Annotated in this window: 16 protein-coding genes; 9 read left to right on the forward strand and 7 right to left on the reverse strand. The window is 70.0% G+C overall.

Translation table 11 applies throughout. From position 1 onward, the window contains the following. The first annotated feature begins 5 nt into the window (after positions 1 to 5). From Pph01_RS28765 to Pph01_RS28775, 3 genes are all read left to right on the forward strand, one after another. A complete protein-coding gene (locus Pph01_RS28765; protein ID WP_204076280.1) occupies positions 6 to 1,733 on the forward strand; it encodes an acyltransferase family protein in 1,728 nt (575 codons plus the stop codon). A 105-nt stretch (positions 1,734 to 1,838) separates the two neighbouring features. Then, complete coding sequence (locus Pph01_RS28770) at positions 1,839 to 2,975, forward strand: glycosyltransferase family 4 protein (RefSeq protein ID WP_204076281.1); 1,137 nt, start codon at positions 1,839 to 1,841, stop codon at positions 2,973 to 2,975. Positions 2,976 to 3,066: 91 nt separating this feature from the next. After that, positions 3,067 to 3,825: an acetoacetate decarboxylase family protein gene (locus Pph01_RS28775; protein WP_204076282.1), complete on the forward strand. Its 759-nt coding sequence runs from the start codon at positions 3,067 to 3,069 to the stop codon at positions 3,823 to 3,825. 22 nt (positions 3,826 to 3,847) lie between these two features. Here Pph01_RS28775 and Pph01_RS28780 read toward each other — a convergent pair whose 3' ends face one another. The 6 genes from Pph01_RS28780 to Pph01_RS43430 form a co-directional block, all read right to left on the reverse strand. Next, positions 3,848 to 4,738: a glycosyltransferase family 2 protein gene (locus Pph01_RS28780; protein ID WP_204076283.1), complete on the reverse strand. Its 891-nt coding sequence runs from the start codon at positions 4,736 to 4,738 to the stop codon at positions 3,848 to 3,850. A 190-nt stretch (positions 4,739 to 4,928) separates the two neighbouring features. Further along, positions 4,929 to 5,687 carry a CDP-alcohol phosphatidyltransferase family protein gene (locus Pph01_RS28785; protein ID WP_204076284.1) on the reverse strand — a complete coding sequence of 253 codons (759 nt, stop codon included), beginning with the start codon at positions 5,685 to 5,687 and terminating at the stop codon, positions 4,929 to 4,931. Next, entirely contained in the window at positions 5,665 to 6,705 is a 1,041-nt protein-coding gene (locus Pph01_RS28790; RefSeq protein WP_204076324.1) for an iron-containing alcohol dehydrogenase family protein, read from the reverse strand. Before Pph01_RS28790 ends, Pph01_RS28785 begins: the two co-directional genes overlap by 23 nt. Positions 6,706 to 6,788: 83 nt before the next feature. Beyond that, on the reverse strand, positions 6,789 to 7,520 hold the full coding sequence (locus tag Pph01_RS28795; protein ID WP_204076285.1) for a phosphocholine cytidylyltransferase family protein: 732 nt from the start codon (positions 7,518 to 7,520) through the stop codon (positions 6,789 to 6,791). Positions 7,521 to 7,654: 134 nt separating this feature from the next. Further along, a complete protein-coding gene (locus Pph01_RS43425; RefSeq protein ID WP_275412877.1) occupies positions 7,655 to 8,260 on the reverse strand; it encodes a DUF5941 domain-containing protein in 606 nt (201 codons plus the stop codon). Positions 8,261 to 8,288: 28 nt separating this feature from the next. Then, positions 8,289 to 9,881 carry a CDP-alcohol phosphatidyltransferase family protein gene (locus tag Pph01_RS43430; protein WP_275412878.1) on the reverse strand — a complete coding sequence of 531 codons (1,593 nt, stop codon included), beginning with the start codon at positions 9,879 to 9,881 and terminating at the stop codon, positions 8,289 to 8,291. 98 nt (positions 9,882 to 9,979) lie between these two features. Between Pph01_RS43430 and Pph01_RS28810 the strand changes: the two genes are divergently transcribed. Next, entirely contained in the window at positions 9,980 to 11,380 is a 1,401-nt protein-coding gene (locus tag Pph01_RS28810; RefSeq protein WP_204076287.1) for a bifunctional cytidylyltransferase/SDR family oxidoreductase, read from the forward strand. Positions 11,381 to 11,510: 130 nt separating this feature from the next. Here the strand turns inward: Pph01_RS28810 and Pph01_RS28815 are convergent, their stop codons facing one another. Then, the gene (locus Pph01_RS28815; RefSeq protein ID WP_204076288.1) at positions 11,511 to 12,569 is read right to left on the reverse strand and encodes a glycosyltransferase family 2 protein; all 1,059 of its coding nucleotides are present in this window, start codon (positions 12,567 to 12,569) and stop codon (positions 11,511 to 11,513) included. A 59-nt stretch (positions 12,570 to 12,628) separates the two neighbouring features. Here Pph01_RS28815 and Pph01_RS28820 point away from each other — a divergent pair, with 59 nt between their 5' ends. The 5 genes from Pph01_RS28820 (at position 12,629) to Pph01_RS28840 (ending at position 16,629) form a co-directional block, all read left to right on the forward strand. Next, positions 12,629 to 14,146, forward strand: coding sequence for an LCP family protein (locus tag Pph01_RS28820; RefSeq protein ID WP_204076289.1), 1,518 nt, complete (start codon positions 12,629 to 12,631; stop codon positions 14,144 to 14,146). 100 nt (positions 14,147 to 14,246) lie between these two features. Next, on the forward strand, positions 14,247 to 15,071 hold the full coding sequence (locus tag Pph01_RS28825) for an ABC transporter ATP-binding protein (protein ID WP_204076290.1): 825 nt from the start codon (positions 14,247 to 14,249) through the stop codon (positions 15,069 to 15,071). A gap of 5 nt (positions 15,072 to 15,076) precedes the next feature. Beyond that, a complete protein-coding gene (locus tag Pph01_RS28830) occupies positions 15,077 to 15,847 on the forward strand; it encodes an ABC transporter permease (RefSeq protein WP_239117092.1) in 771 nt (256 codons plus the stop codon). A 42-nt stretch (positions 15,848 to 15,889) separates the two neighbouring features. After that, positions 15,890 to 16,087, forward strand: coding sequence for a helix-turn-helix transcriptional regulator (locus Pph01_RS28835; protein WP_204076326.1), 198 nt, complete (start codon positions 15,890 to 15,892; stop codon positions 16,085 to 16,087). Further along, positions 16,084 to 16,629 (forward strand): hypothetical protein, encoded by a 546-nt coding sequence (locus Pph01_RS28840; protein WP_204076292.1) that lies wholly within the window; start codon positions 16,084 to 16,086, stop codon positions 16,627 to 16,629. The genes Pph01_RS28835 and Pph01_RS28840 overlap by 4 nt, the downstream gene beginning before the upstream one ends. Positions 16,630 to 16,703: the final 74 nt, after the last annotated feature.

Raw genomic sequence — 16,703 nt, forward strand, 5'->3', positions numbered from 1 at the left:
CTCTCGTGAGTGACTCCCGCCACCAATCTCCGGTTCAGCCTTCGGGATCAGGCGTCACCCCCGATGCCGAAGACGGGCCCACCGGCGTGATCAGCCGCATCACGGGCGATCGGCCGCCGTCGCCCGCTCGCGACGCCTCCGCTCCGATCGACAAGCCACCGCTGCCCGTACGGCAGCCGCGCAAGCGGGGAACCTCCGCGGCGGCCGGCCCGGGGGATCAGCAGACGCCCGCTCAGGGGTTCGACTACTTCGCCGCCTCCAACCGGAACGGCGGGGCGGACACGCGCTCCGCGGAGACGTCGGGACCGTGGGCCCTCCAGGGCACCGGACCGCACGCCGTCCCCGCCCCGTCCCGCCCCCAGGCTCGGGATCCGCGCGGCATGCGGTTGCCGGAGACCCAGGAGGAGGGTGCGCCCGCCGGCCAGTGGGACCCGTGGAGCAGGACGGCTCAGGACGGGAACGGCGGCGCCCGGTCGGCCTTCGACGCCGGAACCGCGGCCCCGGAAAGGCCCGCCCGCGAAAGGCCGATGCGGGACAGGCCCATGCGCGACCTGCCCGCCGAGGATCCCTCCCTGTCTCCGTGGGCGCCGGTGCCGGCCCAGTCGGCCACGGGGACGGGACCGCTCCCCCAGGAGTTCTCCCATCAGCGGCCCCGCCCGGCCGCGGCGGCCGGATGGGACGGGCAGGAGACCGAGCAGGACTCCGCGCCCGCGGCCGCGCCTCAGGGCAAGCGGCCGCGTGAGCCCTTCCTCGACAACGTCAAGTTCGTCCTGATCGTGCTCGTCGCAACCGGCCACTCGCTCGTCCCGACCCTGGCGGCCGACTCCTCCCGCGCGGCCTACCTGTTCGTCTACGTCTTCCACATGCCGCTGTTCGTCATCATCAGCGGCTACCTGTCCAGGAACTTCTGGAACTCCAGCACGAAGACCACCAAGCTCATCGACAACTTCCTGATCCCGTACGTCGTCGTCGAGATCGGCTACGCCGGGCTCCGGACGGCCTTCGGCCACAAGTTCAGCATCTCGATCACCGATCCCGCCTGGCTGAACTGGTACCTGCTCGCCCTGCTGCTGTGGCGGCTGTCGACGCCCGTCTGGCAGCGCGTGCGCTTCCCCCTGTTCATCGCTGTGATCATCTATGTGGTCGCCGGCATGACCGATCTGTCGGGCGACTTCAGCATCGACAGGTTCTTCGGGCTCCTGCCCTTCTTCGTGCTGGGACTGGTGATCAAGCCGGGCCTGTTCGAGTTCCTCGCCCGCACCTGGGTCCGCGTCCTGTCGGTCCTCGTGATCGCGGGTGCGGCCGCCGTGGCCGTCTACCTGGTCAAGAACTACTCGATCAAGCTCGGCCCGATCTACTACAGCCACAGCTACGAGGACCTCCACCTCGTCTGGTGGAAGGGCATGGCGCTGCGGATGGCGCTCCTCGGCGCCGCGCTCACGATGTCCGCCGCCGTGCTCTCGCTGATCCCCCGATCCGAGACGTGGTTCTCCGACCTCGGCACGCGCACGCTGTACTGCTACCTCCTGCACGGCATCCCCGTGATGATCGCGAAGGAGATGGGCTGGCTGAGCGCCCCGTGGCTGTTCGGCCCGCTCGGAGTGGCGGCGATCGCGAGCGCCTGCTTCGCCCTGGCGATCGTGTTGTGCATGCCCATCACGCGCACGTTCTTCAAGTGGCTGCTGGAGCCCCGCGTCAGCTGGCTCTATCGGAGGTCCGAGCAGTCGGCGTGATCCTCTGGGGACGCCCACGGGCGGCAGCCGGAAATTAAGCAGCAGTTCGGCGGCCATTCACCCGGCGCATTCAGACACTTCGGACCGAACGGTAAGCCTCCCTCTATGAGGGTATGTGTCGGCACGATTGTCCATCATCCGGAGGACGCACGGATCACCCATCGGCAGATCCGTGCACTGCTCGACGCAGGCCACCAGGTCACTTTCATCGCGCCCTTCACCCACTGCAACGTGACACCGCCCCCGGAGATCCGGCCCATCGACGTCCCTCGCGCGGTGGGGCTGCACCGGAGGAAGGCGATCAGAGCCGCCCGCGCGGCGCTGAAAAGAGGGGTGAAGGACGCCGACATCCTCCTCATCCACGACATCGAGCTGCTGCTGGCGCTGCCCCGCAAGAGGCCGCCGACCGTCTGGGACGTCCACGAGGACACCGCGGCGGCGATGGAGGCCAAGACCTACCTCCCCGACCCCATACGGAACGTCCTGCCTCCGCTGGTCAGGAGCATGGAGGGCCGCGCGGAGCGCCGGATGCACCTGTTCCTCGCCGAGGAGTCCTATCGGGAACGCTTCGCGGGCGACCATCCGGTGATCCCGAACCTCACGTACGTGCCGGACTCCCCTCCCCCGGCACCGGGCGACAACCGGATCGTCTACATCGGCCACCTCGCCGAGGCGCGCGGCGCGATCGAGATGATCGAGATCGCACGGCGGCTGCGCCCCCACGGGGTCCGGCTGGACCTGATCGGCCCCGCCGACGCCGACGTCCGGCCCCTGCTGCGGGACGCGCAGAGGGAGGGCGTCCTCGACTGGTTCGGCCACGTGCCCAACCAGCACGCGCTCAGGATGGCCGAGGGCGCGCTCGCGGGCCTGTCCCTGCTGCACGACCTGCCGAACTACCGGGGGTCCACGCCCACGAAGGTCATCGAATACATGGCGCGCGGCATCCCAGTGATCACGACCCCGCTGCCCAGGGCCGCCTCGCTCGTCGGACGCGTCGACTGCGGCACCATCGTCCCGTTCGGCGACGTGGAGTCCGTGGTGGGCGCGGTGACGCAGGCCGTGCTCCGCCTGCGCGACAACCCCGAGCGTCGCAACGCGATGGGCGCGCGAGGGTACTTCGAGGCGTTGCACCACTACCACTGGCCTCTGGTGTCCGGCGAGTTCGTCGGTCACCTCGAGCGCTGGGCCGAGGCGCCGGACGCGTCGCAGGCCCGCCAGCCGGGCCGCGTCCTCCCGGTCTGACCTCGCCCCCGGACTGACAGCATGGCCTGACAGCATGACCTGGCAGCACGGCGGCTACCCTCAGGTCACCCGCGCTTGCTGTACTGGAAGCATGGCAAGCCATCTCATCCTGGGCCGCCGGGTCGACATCCCGCTGGAGATCCGCGATGCCACGGTGTGCAGCGCGACCTATCTTGTACGGGCCGACGCCGCCCGTGCCGTCCTCGCGTACTCGGGGATGGACGTCACCGAGCTCCTGCCCGGCAAGGCGGCCTGCTCACTGGTCTTCGCGGCGTACCGGGACTCGGCCCTGGAGTCCTACCACGAGTTCGGCGTGCTCTTCCTGGTACGGCCGCCGGAGGCGCAGGCTCCGCCGCCGCGCGGCCCCCTGGCGGGCGTCAGGGACATGCGGGGATCGGGCTTCGGCACCTTCGTCCACTGGCTGCCCGTCGACCGGAGGCTGACGCTGGAGGCCGGGCGGTCAATCTGGGGTTTCCCCAAGGAGCTCGCCGAGATAGACGTCCGGCTCGACACGCCGTACAAGCGGTGCATCCTCCGCAAGGACGGACGGCTGGTCCTCGATCTGCTGATCCGGCCGGGCATCCCGCTTCCGGGGACGGGCCCGATCCCGATGGAGGCCTACGCGCATCTCGACGGGGTCACCCGCCGGGTGCCGTGGTCGATGCGGCCCCGGGGGATCCGCGCCAGGCTCGGCGGTGCGCTGATCCGGCTGGGAAACCATCCCGTCGCCAAGGAGCTGAGCGAACTCGGGCTGCCCAAGCGGGCGTTGATGACGAGTTCGATCAGCCATCTGTCGATGTCGGTGGGCGAGGCCCGTCCGCTGCCGTCTCCGCGGTCGCCGGGCGCCTGACCCGCGGTCCGCCGCAGCGGATCTAGACGATCGGCGGGCGGCCGAGGCGCAACATGCGCCAGGCGGTGCGCCAGGCCATCGGGCGGCGCTCGCCCGCCGGCTGGCGCAGCCCTTCCGCGAACCCGCGGAACCATGCCTTGAGCGCGCTCGTCGCCCGCACCCGGGCGACGGTCAGCGCGATCCAGTTGAACAGGTAGAGGACGGCCAGCGGCCACGGCAGGTTCCGCCTGGCCAGCCAGACCCGGTTGCGGGCGTTCATCCGGTAGAACTCGGCGTGCCGGCTCGGCGCGACCAGAGGGTGGTACATGACCGGCTCGGCGTCGTATTCGATGCGGTAACCCTCGCCGAGCAGCCGCCAGGCCAGGTCGGTCTCCTCGTGGGCGTAGAAGAACTTCTCCGGCAAGCCGCCGACCTGCAGGTAGGCGGACTTCCGGATCGCGCACGCGCCGCCGAGGAACGTCGTGACGGGCGAGGACCGTTCCGGATCTCCCGCGCGCAGCCGGGGGACGTGCCGCCGCTGCACCGAGCCTCCCTCCGGCTCCATGACCCGGAAGGAGATGACGGCGAGGTCGTGCTCGTGGGTGAATCTCTCACGCACGTGCGCGGCGACCTTCTCGTTGGCGTACCAGCCGTCGTCGTCGAGGAAGAGGACGACGTCTCCCGAGCACTCCTGGACGCCTCGGTTGCGCCCTTCGGGGATGCCGACGTTGTAGGGGAGCCGTACCGTCTTGACCACGGCGGCCGATCCCGACAGGGGCGCGGCGGCCAGTTCCGGCACGTCGGCGCCGTTGCCGACGATCACAACTTCGACGTCGCCGTCGGTCTGGGTCAGGGCGGACTCGACCGCCCGGTCGAGTTCGGCGACCCTGTTGCCCATGGTGAGGATGACGCACGAAAGCTTCACCGGGGTCATCGCCTCAGCATCGGGACGGCTACATACGATTTCATGATCACCGAGTCTGTATGGCCGGGCAATCCGGAATCCGCCTTATTTACTGCAAAATAAGAGTATCGGAACTCCCGGGAAACCCCTACCAAACCGCACATGTACGGACGACCGGTTTTCTCCTGGCCGTCGGTCCGATTTGTGCAGGCGGGTCCGATCACGCGAGCCGCCTCGAGGCGAGGATGCTCACCAGATGCAGGATCAGCTGGACGACGGCGATGATCGCACACGCGACGACCAGAATCCGCGTCGCGGGGAACCAGAAGTCCAGCACGGCGGCCACCACGACGATGATCGACAGCTCGATGGCCTGGATGACCCGGTGGAACCGGAGCGCCCCGACCACCTTTCTGGCCAGGCCCAGGCGGCTCGACGTGAACTCCCCCGCCGACGTCTCGGTCGCCGCGACGAGGCCCGAGCGGGCCCTGGCGACGTCCACGAGGTCGGTCTCCGACTTGATCAGGATCGCGCCCAGCGCGGCGGCGAAGCCGAGGATGGTGTACCAGTCGGGCACGGTCTCCGAGGCCCGGAAACCCAGGCCGATGAGCAGCGCGGCCTCGGCGAAGTAGTGGCCCACCCGGTCGAGGTAGATCCCGGTGATCGACGTGCGGCGCGTCCATCGGGCGAGCTCGCCGTCCGAGCAGTCGAGGAGGAGGTAGAGCTGGATCAGCACGGCCGCCGCCAGCGCCGCCCACAGGCCCGGCAGGGCGAGGACGGCTCCCGCCGCCACTCCGGCCACGATCATCAGGCCGGTGACCTGGTTGGGCGTGATGGGCGTCTTGGCCAGCAGCCAGGTGGCGTAGATGGACAGATGCCTCATGTAGAGCAGGCCCGCCCAGTGTTCGCCACTGCGGCGGTACATCGTGGTCTGCGGTTGCGCGACCGCGCGAAGTTCAGCGACCGACGGCGTGGACATATCCCTCAACTTTCGCGCGGACCTCGGTCTCCGAAAGCCGAAGGTGCTCGAGGATGGTGTAGCGGCCAGGCCGCGTGCTCGGAGCCAGCATCACCGCGTCGGTGAACTGCTCGAGGGTCAGGCCGACATCCCCCGGGACGACGGGCAGGTCGTGGCTCCTGAGGCAACCGGCGACGTCGTCGAGCCGGCGGGAGTCCTCGCGGAGGTAGAAGCAGAACGCCGCGCCGATCCCGGCCAGCTCGCCGTGGTTGGACGTTCCGGGGTAAAGCTGATCCACAGCATGAAGGATCTCATGATCACCGCCACTGCTCGGGCGGCTTGACCCTGCGATGACCATAGACATGCCGGACAGAATCAAAGACTCGGCGAGGACGGTCAGAAAGGCGTCGGATTCGATCGAGTCCGTCCGCCCGAGCACCGCCTCCGCCGCGGTGCGCGCCATGGAGATGGCCAGCCCGTCGATGGGCTCGCCGCGCTCGGTGGCGCCCAGGTGCCAGTCCTCGATGGCCGACAGGTTGCTCACCACGTCGCCGACGCCGCTTCTGACCAGGGCGGCCGGGGCGTCGTGCACGAAGTCGAGATCGACCATGATCGCCAGCGGCATGGGCACGCCGAACGAGCCCTTCCCGCCCTCGTGGACCAGGGACGCGACCGGCGAGCAGATGCCGTCGTGCGAGAGATTGGTCGCCACCGCGACCATCGGGATGCCGGCCAGCGAGGCGGCGTACTTGGTCGCGTCGATGGTCTTGCCGCCGCCGACTCCGACGACGGCCTCGTAGGCGCCCTTGCGCAGGTCCGCGCCCAGCGAGACGGCCGCGTCAACGGTGCCGTCGGGCACCCGGAAGACCCGCGCCTCCCCCAGCGAGGGGGCGATGACCTCCGCGATCCTGTCACCCTGGCTCGTGCCCACGGCGACCGCGACCCGGCCGGAGGTGGCGACCCGGCTGTCGGCGAGCAACGCGCCCAGTTGCGCTATCGCGCCCCGCCGGACCTCCATCGTGAGGGGGGCGGGGAGCATCCTTGCCAGAATCGGCATGAGAACTCCTCAGGCGGCGAGAATGTCGTGCGCGCGGGGTCGGGGAGCCGGACGGCCCTGTGGTCCTAGTAGCGGCATGCGATCTCACGGGCCTTCGCCAGGTCGTCGTGGTTGTCCACCTCGACCCAGTCGACCTGGCCGATCGGCGCCACCGCGATCTTCTCCCCGCGGGCGACCATCTCCTGGTAGCCGTCCTCGTAGTAGAGCTGCGGGTCGCGCTCGAACGTCGTCTTGAGGGCGTCGGCCAGCCGCTCCGCCGCAGCGGGCCTGATGAGCGTCGCGCCGATGTACTCGCCGTACGCCTCGGCCGGCTCCATCAGCTTGGTGATCCTCTTGAGGCTGCCGTCCTCGAGGGTGACCTTCATCTCCTCGTCGCCGAGGGACTTCACGTCGTCGACCGCGAGCAGGATGTCCCCGCCGTCGTCGGCGGACAACAGCGTCTGCTCGACGGACACCGGATGGACGGTGTCCCCGTTGACCAGCAACGCGCCCTGCCCGAAGTAGTCGCGCGCGCACCACAGGGAGTACGCGTTGTTCCACTCCTCGGCCTTGTCGTTGTGGACGAGCGTCAGCGTGACCCCGTGACGGCGCTCGAGATCGGCCTTGCGCTCGTGCACGGCCTGCGCCTGGTAGCCCACGATGACCACCACCTCGCGGAGGTCGACCTGGGCGAGGTTGCGCAGGGCGATGTCGAGGATCGTGGTCTCACCGTCGACCGGCACCAATGCCTTGGGCAGTGTGTCGGTGTACGGCCGCAGTCGGCGTCCCGCCCCCGCTGCCAGCACCATTCCGAGCAATTTGTCGCACTCCTCGAGGTCGACCGTCAGACAGTAACCTCAAAGGTTAGTTGGCTTTTGGTCCTGATTGTGTAAGCCGGAGTTGGCTTGTAGTTAACCACGCGCGCCGCACCGGTGCGTGCGGGGAACCCGGCTCAGCCGGGCTCCATGGCACCCGCGACCTCCGCCCGCCGGGGTGCGGCGAGCCAGGATGTGAGGCTCTCCCAGAGGAACAGGCCCCACAGATAGACCGCGAGGATCCAGAAGTCCACGGTCACGGCGCCGAGCAGGCCGCCCGCGGCGACGACCAGCATGCGGCCGTCCCAGCCCAGCCCGGCAAGGGCGAGCCAGTGCGGCGGATAGATGTGCTGCCGCACCCGGTAGACGGTGTCGTAGTGATGGAAGGCCATGGCGCCGAGCACCGCCATGATGAGCAGCGGCGGCACCGACCGGGCGAACCCGATCGAGGCGACGAAGCCGTATTCGGTGAGGCGCAGGATCGGCGGCACGAGCCAGTCGAGCCGCCCGTCGTGCCGGTGGGAACTGCCCGCGCCGGCCAGCAGCAGGGCCGCCGCCGGTGCGAACACCGCGACGTCTTCGACGCTCGCCACCCCCATGACCAGGAGGACCCCGGTCACGAAGGCTCCGACGAGCGCCGGGAAGAGCGGGGGCAGCTGGCCGACGACCAGCAGTCCCATGCTCCTGGAGAGCAGCCCGTCGTCGCGGTAGGCCACCACGGCGCTGCGCGGCACGGGTGTCATCTGAACTGAGATCATGAATTGCCTCGCATCATGCGAAGGACCTCGCGATCCGGCCCGCGAGCGTGTAGAGGAGCGCGCCGCCGCCCCAGATGAGCAGGGCGAGGAACGTCACCCGGGCGTCGAACAGCGCCGCCGTGACGGCTATCAGCGCCACCCGCTCCCCGATGGGCAGCACGACGATCTTCTTGAGCCAGTAGGCCACACCCGAGTCGAGCCGCCGCGACAGCGCGACGACGGACGCGGCCCCGGTGGACGGGGGACGCGTTCCCGGCGCCCCGTCCCAGGGGACGCCGAGCGAACGTTCCTGTTTCAGGTCGTCGGCCGCCTTGGCGGCGTCCGCCACCGACCCCGAGTAGGAGAAGTCGACGAGGTGCCGGATCGTCTGGAGGATCATCACCGCGACTGCCGTCGCCCAGATGCCGCGCGGCCCTTCGGGAGCGGCGGCGTAGCCGACGGCGAGTCCGGCGTACACGACGTACTCCTTCACGCGGTCGGAGATCGCGTCGAGCCAGTTCCCCAGCGGTGAGAACGTCCGGGTGTAGCGGGCGAGCTGACCGTCGACGCAGTCGAGCACGAAGGACAGATAGAGGGCCAGGGCGCCGACGAGCAGGGCGAGCCGGTGGCCCTCGGAGAACCAGACGGTGGCGATGGCCGCCAGGCCCAGGGACATGCCCGTGACCGCGTTGGGCGTGAGGCTCAGCCGGGCGGCCGGCCGCACGAGGTGCCGCGACCACGAGCTGACGCAGTAGGTCGCGAAGAAACCGTCACCGGTCTTGACCGCCGCGTCCAGCCGGGCCGCCTGCTCGTCCACCTCTGCGAGCCGCTGGACGGCCGCGTCCGCCGCGATCTGGCCGGCGACCCTCTCGCAGTGCAGCGGGCCGACGGCGGCGGCGCGTACGGGCACTCCCGCGCGCACGAGACCGGTCAGCAGCAGCTCGGCCACCTCGGTGTCCCCCGCGCGGCCGAGCCGCCGGGTCTGCGCGAGCTCCGCGAGTTCGTCGGCCACGTCGGCGAGGCTCGCGAGATGCGCCTCCCCCACCTGGAGGACTCCCCGGAAGGTGCCGTTGGGCCACTCGACCTGGTGGAAGGAGTTGCCCGCGGAGACCACCGTGCTCCACTCGGTCCTGACGGGCGGGCGGAGCGGTCCCGCCTCCCCGTTGCCGACGATGGCCCCGGTGCCCCTCGACGGATGTTCGAGGAGGGCGGCCAGCGCCTCGGTGTGCGCGACCACGTCTCCGGAGAGGACGGCCACGGCGCTCGTCGACGACCTGGCCACCCTCGCCACGATCCGCAGGTCCTCGGCGAGCCCGTCGCTGGCGGTGACGGTGTGCCGGAACTCGGCCGCGCCGTCCAGGCCCGCCATGCCGTCCAGCCCGACGAAGCTGTCGTCGTCCCGCGTCACCACATGGACGTCCCGGACCGGCAGCAGGATCAGCTGGCGGGTGAGGCGGCTGAGGAGGCTTCCCCCCGCGCAGGCCAGGCCGGCGAGAGGAGTGGTGGCCAGGACCACCGCCACACTCCGGGCGGCCTCCGCGCGAGACACCAGATTGTTCGAATTGTCCGAGACACCGTGCCTGGTCAGATCTGCGCCCATCACGTTCCCGCTTCCCAGCTCGACCACCCCCCCGAGAGTCACATCGCAACGTAACCGAGTGATCACGAGGTGGCAATCACCTTGCCCTTCTCCTGACGCGGGTATGGTCAGGTGGGGAGGAGATCATGATCGCGGAGTCACGCCGTCGGACGGTCGGAGTGGTGCTCGCCGGAGGCATCGGGCAGCGGATGGGCCTGAACACGCCGAAGCAGCTACTGAAGATCGCCGGCAGGACGATCATCGAGCACACGCTCGACACCTTCGACGGCCATCCGGAGATCGACGAGGTCGTGGTGCTGATGGCACCCGGCTTCGTCGACGAGGCCGCGGAGCTGGTGCGCAGGAACGGTTACGCCAAGGTGACCAGGATCCTCGAAGGCGGCGCGAGCCGTACCGAGTCGACGTGGCGCGCCCTGCAGGCGCTGGGCGACGAGGAGTGCGACGTGCTGCTGCACGACGCCGTCCGGCCGTTCGTCGAGCCGCGGGTGATCAGCGAGTGCGTCGCCGCGCTCGCCGGCCACGAGGCCGTGGACGTGGTGATCCCGTCGTCCGACACCGTCCTGGTCGCCGCTCCGGGACCGCACGGCGAGATCGTCCGGGAGATCCCCGACCGCTCCCTGCTCCGCCGGGGTCAGACGCCCCAGTGCTTCCGGTTGTCGGTCATCCGGGAGGCCTATCGGCGGGCCTTCGCCGACCCGGGCTTCGCCGACAGGCCCGCGACCGACGACTGCGGCGTCATGCTGCGCTACATGCCGGACGTGCCGATCCATCTGGTCGCGGGCAGCGAGCAGAACATGAAGGTCACCCACCCGGTCGACGCGTACATCGCGGACGGGCTCTTCCGGCTGCGCGGGCGGTCGGCCCCCGCGCTCACCGACGACGAGTGCCGCCGCGGCCTCGACGGCCGGACACTGGTGGTCTTCGGCGGCGGGCACGGCCTCGGAGCCGAGTTCGCCGACCTCGCCAAGGGCTACGGCGCGACGGTCCGCTCGTTCTCACGGAGCCGCGGCGGCGTGCGCGTGGAGGACGCCGGCGCCGTACAGGAGACGCTCGCGCGCGTGCACGCCGAGACCGGCCGCATCGACCACGTCGTGAACGCCGCGTCGGCCGTGCACGTCGGCAGGCTGGCCGACACCGGCGAGTCCGCCCTCGCCGAGATCGTGGCGGTCAACTACCTCGGCCCGGTCACCATCGCCAGGGCCGCGCTCCCCTATCTGGCCGAGTCCCGCGGACACCTCCTGCTCTGCGCTCCGTCCGCGCACTCCCTCGGGCGGGCCGGCCACAGCCTCCAGGCGTCCACGACGGCCGCGGTCGTGAACCTCGCCGAGGCGCTCGCCGACGAATGGGCCGCCCAGGGCGTCCAGGTGAACTGCCTGAACCCCGACCGGGCGGTCACGGCCGCCCCTGTCACGCACTCGGCGGAACCCGTCGAACCGATCGCGCCGGAGGCCGTCGCCCGCACCGGCCTCGACGTCCTGCTGTCCGACCTCACGGGACAGGTGGTGGACGTCCGCCTCACGCGATGACCGCATGCGGCTCGTTGGAGCATGTCGGCCGCAGAGCTCGTTCTGCGAAAAGAACAGTGCGAAAAGAACAGCCTGCCCGCCGCGAACTGCGCGCTCGCGTGCCGGGCAGGCCGTCGGTGTCGGCTGAGGGTCAGTCCTCGAACAGGTCCTGCAGGCGTGCCCGCTCGGCCTCGGGCCGGGTCTTGCTGAGCCGGGACGGGCTGGTCAGGAAGCCGGTGCCCCAGGACAGGTGCATCGTGGCGTAGACGAGGGGCAGCCGAAGGAGCGCGGCCGGGGACAGGCTCCGCCCGGTGAGCACCGACCCCGCCAGGATCGCCACGATGTAGGCGGCGGGAATCAGCAGTCCAGGCCAGAAGAACGGCGAGACGACCAGCCCGAGGACGATGCCCAGCACCGCGGCGGGCGGAGCGAGGTAGCGCAGGTTGATCGTGCCCTTGTGGGTGCGCGAGACGACCCGCCGCCATCGGCCGTAGTGGAAGTACTGCTTGGCCAGGGCCCGGGCGTTCGGACGGGGTCGGTAGGAGACCCGCATGCGCGGCTGGAACCACACCAGGCCGCCGGTCTCCCGGATGCGGTGGTTCATCTCCCAGTCCTGGGCGCGCTGGAAGTGCTCGTCGTAGCCGCCGACGCGGTCCAGCGCCGCACGCCGGAAGACGCCGAGGTAGACGGTGTCCGCCGGGCCCGCCTCACCACCGGTGTGGAACCGCGCGTTGCCGACGCCGATCTTGGAGGTCATCGCGCACGCGACGGCCTGCTCGAACGGGCTGATCCCCTCGGCGGCCATGATGCCGCCGACGTTGTCGGCGCCGGTCTCCTCCAGGGTCTCCACTGCCGCGCTCAGATAGTCGGACGGGAGCATCGCGTGCCCGTCGACCCTGGCGATGATCGGATTGCTCGACGCGGCGATCGCCGCGTTCAAGCCGTTGGGGGTTCGGCCGGTCGGGTTGGCCACGACGGTGACGCGGGGGTCCTCGGCGGCGATCGCGTCGGCCACCTCCTGCGTGCGGTCGCGGGACGGGCCGACGCTGATGACGACCTCGATGGGACCGTCGTACTTCTGGTCGAGGACCTGCATGACGGCATCGCGCAGGTGCCGTTCCTCGTTGAGCACCGGCATGATCACCGATATGGGGGGCCAGTCGCGCGTGGGGGCCTGGCCGGTTTGGCGCGAGTCGGGAAAGGGCTTCATGGCTGCGCTCACGCTACTGTACGGGGGGGTGGAGTCGGCAACCGAAAGGGTGACCGCGAATGCCTGGCGACGACGATGAGATCGGCGACTCCGGCGTCCACGTAGGGGGAGACGCCTACGGCGGGATCAGGATCGCGACCCGTCGCGCCCGTCGAAGCCGGACGAACCTCCGCTCTCTTCTCATCTCGGGCTCGTTGTCCAGCGTCGTCCTGCTCGGGTCCGGCGTGATGTGGCTGGTGCCCAATTACGCGGCGAGCCAGATCCAGTCCGTCGACGCGGGCACGACCGACGTCCCGGCCAAGGGTGCGATGAACATCCTCCTCGTCGGCGTCGACAAGCGCGACGACCTCAGCCGGCGCCAGCAGATCCAGCTCCATCTCGGGCGCGAGGCGGGCGAGCGCAGCGACACGATGATGGTCGTCCACCTTTCCGAGGACCACAAGAAGGTCACCGTCGTCAGCCTGCCCAGGGACAGCTGGACCGACATTCCCGGCAACGGCACCCACAAGATCAACGCGGCGTACCAGTTCGGCGGGGCCAAGCTGGCGGTCAAGACGGTCGAGCAGGCCACCGGGCTGCGCATCAACCACTACGTCGAGGTCAACGTGCTCGGCTTCATCGACGTCGTGGAATCGCTGGGCGGCGTCACCGTCTGCACGCCCATCGCCATCGACGACCCGAAGACCCGGCTCGCGCTGCAGCCGGGCACCTACAACCTCAACGGGGTCGACGCGCTCGCGTACGCGCGGACGCGGGCCACCGCCCGGGCCGACCTCGACCGCATCGACCGGCAGCAGCAGGTCATCTCCGCACTTCTCGGCAAGGCGCTCAGCGGCGACACGCTCACCAATCCGGTCAAGCTCACCGGGCTGGTCAGCTCGACGCTCAAGACGCTGACCGTGGACAAGGCCCTGTCCGAGGACCTGCTCGGGCTGGCCAACCAGCTCAAGGACGTCTCCACCGACGACGTCTCGTTCGCCACCGTGCCGCTGTCCGACGTGAACTACAAGGCGCCGACGGGCGAGTCCGCCGTGTTGTGGGACAAGCCCGCGGCCCGGGAACTGTTCCGGCGGATCGCCACGGACGAGTTGCAGGCCGGGCCGGTCAAGCGCCGCTCCCCCGCGCCGTCCGCGTCGGCCTCCGCACCCGCCTCCGCGGGCGCGACGCCGTCCGCTTCGCCGACCGCGCTGACCATCCCCCCGGGGCGCATCGCGGTCCGCGTCCTCAACGGCACCCTGATCACGGGACTGGGCGCCAAGACCAGGTCGAGCCTGCTGGCGGCGGGCTTCATGGTCCCGTCGAGCCCCGGCGACGTGCCCGAGCGGAACTTCACCAACACCGTGATCCGCTATCCGGCCGGCCGGGAGGACTCCGCCCGGACCGTGGCCGCCGCGTTCCCCGGAGCCGAGCTTCGGGAGAGGGACGACCTCAAGAGCATCGAGGTCGTCCTCGGTCAGAAGAACAACACGGTCAAGCGGGTGAAGGTCGCGACCGGCGGGACGGATCCCAAGCCGGCGGCGACCCCCTCGGCCCGTACGGCCACGCAGAACATCTGCAAGAACCAGGCGGCCAACTGACGATCGTCCACTGACGAACGTCGCTGCCGCATGCCCGAAAACTACTCACTTCCGTCATAGATCTTGTCGAGAATGTAGTAGAAGTACTACATTCTCTCGCATGGATACTGTGATCAGCGTCCGCGGGCTGCGGATGTCGTACGGCGAACGCCAGGTCCTGCGCGGGCTGGACCTGGACCTGCGACGCGGCGAGACCGTCGCCCTGCTCGGCCCGAACGGCGCCGGCAAGACGACCACGATCGAGATCCTTCAGGGACTGCGGACCCGGGCCGCGGGCGACGTCGAGGTGCTCGGCGAGGACCCGGCGCGCGGCGCCGACGCCTGGCGGGCGAGGCTGGGCACGGTGCTGCAGGACTGGCACGACCACCCGCGCTGGCAGGTGCGGACCCTGCTCGACCATGTCGCCGCCCACTACCCCGCTCCGTGGGACACCGACGAGTTGCTGCGGACGCTGGGGCTCGAGGGCCACGCGACCGCCAGGGTCCGGGAGTTGTCCGGCGGCCAGCGCAGACGGCTCGACGTGGGGCTGGGCATCGTCGGCCGGCCCGAACTGCTCTTCCTCGACGAGCCGACCACGGGCTTCGACCCCGAGGCCCGCAGGGAGTTCCACGAGCTCATCGAGAGTCTGGACATCACGATCCTGCTCACCACACACGACCTGGCCGAAGCCGAGCGGCTCGCCGACCGTGTCGCCGTGCTGCTCGACGGCCGCATCGCGATCTTCGGCACTCCGAAGGAGGTGGCGGCGGCCGTACAGGCGCCCTCCCTGGTGCGGTGGCGGGACGGATGCGAGCGGACGGACGACCCGTCCGGACTGGCCTGGCGGCTGCACCAGCGATACGGCGGACCGGTCCCCGAACTGGAGATCCGGCGGCCGACCCTCGAAGAGAGCTACCTCAACCTGGTGGAAAGGAGCGCGGCGTGAACACGATGGCACTCGGGATCAGGCGCGGCCTGATCGAGCAGAACTCCATCCTGCGTGACCGCAAGGAACTCGGCACCAACATCGCCGGCCTGGTCATGTACCTGATGCTCATCCTCTGGATCGGCCGCAACCCCGCCGGCGGAGGCGTTGACATGACCGGGTTCATGACGGTCGGATTCGTCGCGTTCACGGTGTTCTCGGCCGGGGTCATGACGTTGCCGATGCTGATCGCGGCCGACCGGGAGGAGGGCGCGCTGCTCCGGCTCCGCATGCTCCCTCGCGGCGTGCCCGTCTACATCACGGGCAGGACGGTGTCGCTGACGCTGCACATCGCCGTGCACTCGGCGCTGATGCTGGCGATCGGCGGCGCCATCGGCGGGGTCGCGCTGCCCTCCTCCCTGTACGGCTGGGCGACGCTGATCTGGGTCCTGGGCCTGGGCGCGCTGTCGGTCATCCCGCTCGGCGCGATGATCGGGGTGATGCTGCCCACGGCGAAGGCGGCCGCCGCGGCCGTCGGCCTGCCCACCATGCTGCTGATGATCGCTTCGGGGGTGATGATCCCGATGACGATGATGCCCGCGCCCGTGCAGTGGATCGCGCAGATCTTCCCGCTCTACTGGCAGGGGCACGGACTGCGGGCGGCCTTCTTCGACTCCCCCGGCGGCGAACTCCACAAGACGTGGGAGCTCGGAACGGCCGCGATGGTGATGGGCGCCTGGGCGGCCGCCGGTATGGTGCTGGCACCGTGGCTGCTGCGCAGGGTCACACGCAAGTGAGGATTCCCGGTGTCCAACGAGATCGTCTACAACAGGATCCCGATGCTGAGGGCGGAGCGGGGGATCTCCCGCAAGGATCTGGCCGCGGCTCTGGGCGTGCACTACCAGACGGTGGGCTATCTGGAGCGGGGCGAGTACAGCCCCTCGCTGTTCCTCGCCCTGAAGATCGCCGAATACTTCGAGGTACCGGTGGAGGTCATCTTCTCTCTCCATCCGTTCGCCAGACTGGGGTCGTCATGAGCAGCACGTGGGAGAAGCGGCGGGACCGCCTGGAGAGCCTCCCGGCGAACCGGCTCTGGGCCACCCGGCCCGCCCGGCGGCGTCTGGTGGCGGCGGGCGCGGCCGCGCTGGTCGTCCTCTGGGCCGGACTGGTGGTGATCGCCCAGTACGCGCCGAGCGATCTGGCCCGCAACGTCTACCTGTCGATGTTCGGCGTCGGCCTGGTCGTGGGACTGCCGGTGATCAGCTGGCTGCACGCGGCCACGCGCGGCGCCATGTACCTTCCCGAGCAGTACCTCGACGAGCGGCAGCGAACCGAACGGCACCGGGCCTACACGTCGGCGCACGGTGCGACCACCGCCGTCCTCGCCCTGCTGTTCGTCCTGGCGAACTTCGTGAGCTGGCAGCAGGACGGGCCTCTCTCGATCACCATCCCGCTCGCGCTCATCGGGCCGACCGCCCTGACGCTGGCGGCGACCCACTACACGATGCCGCTGCTCATCGCGGGCTGGCGGCTGCCCGACCTGCCGCCCGACGACGAAGACGAGTACGAAGACGCGTAGAAGCGACAGCGTCACGAGGCCGCGCCGGCGGCAGGATCGCCGGACACGGCCTCGCGCCATATCGGCGCCGGGCG

The organism is Planotetraspora phitsanulokensis (assembly GCF_016863295.1).
Taxonomy (GTDB): Bacteria; Actinomycetota; Actinomycetes; order Streptosporangiales; family Streptosporangiaceae; genus Planotetraspora; species Planotetraspora phitsanulokensis.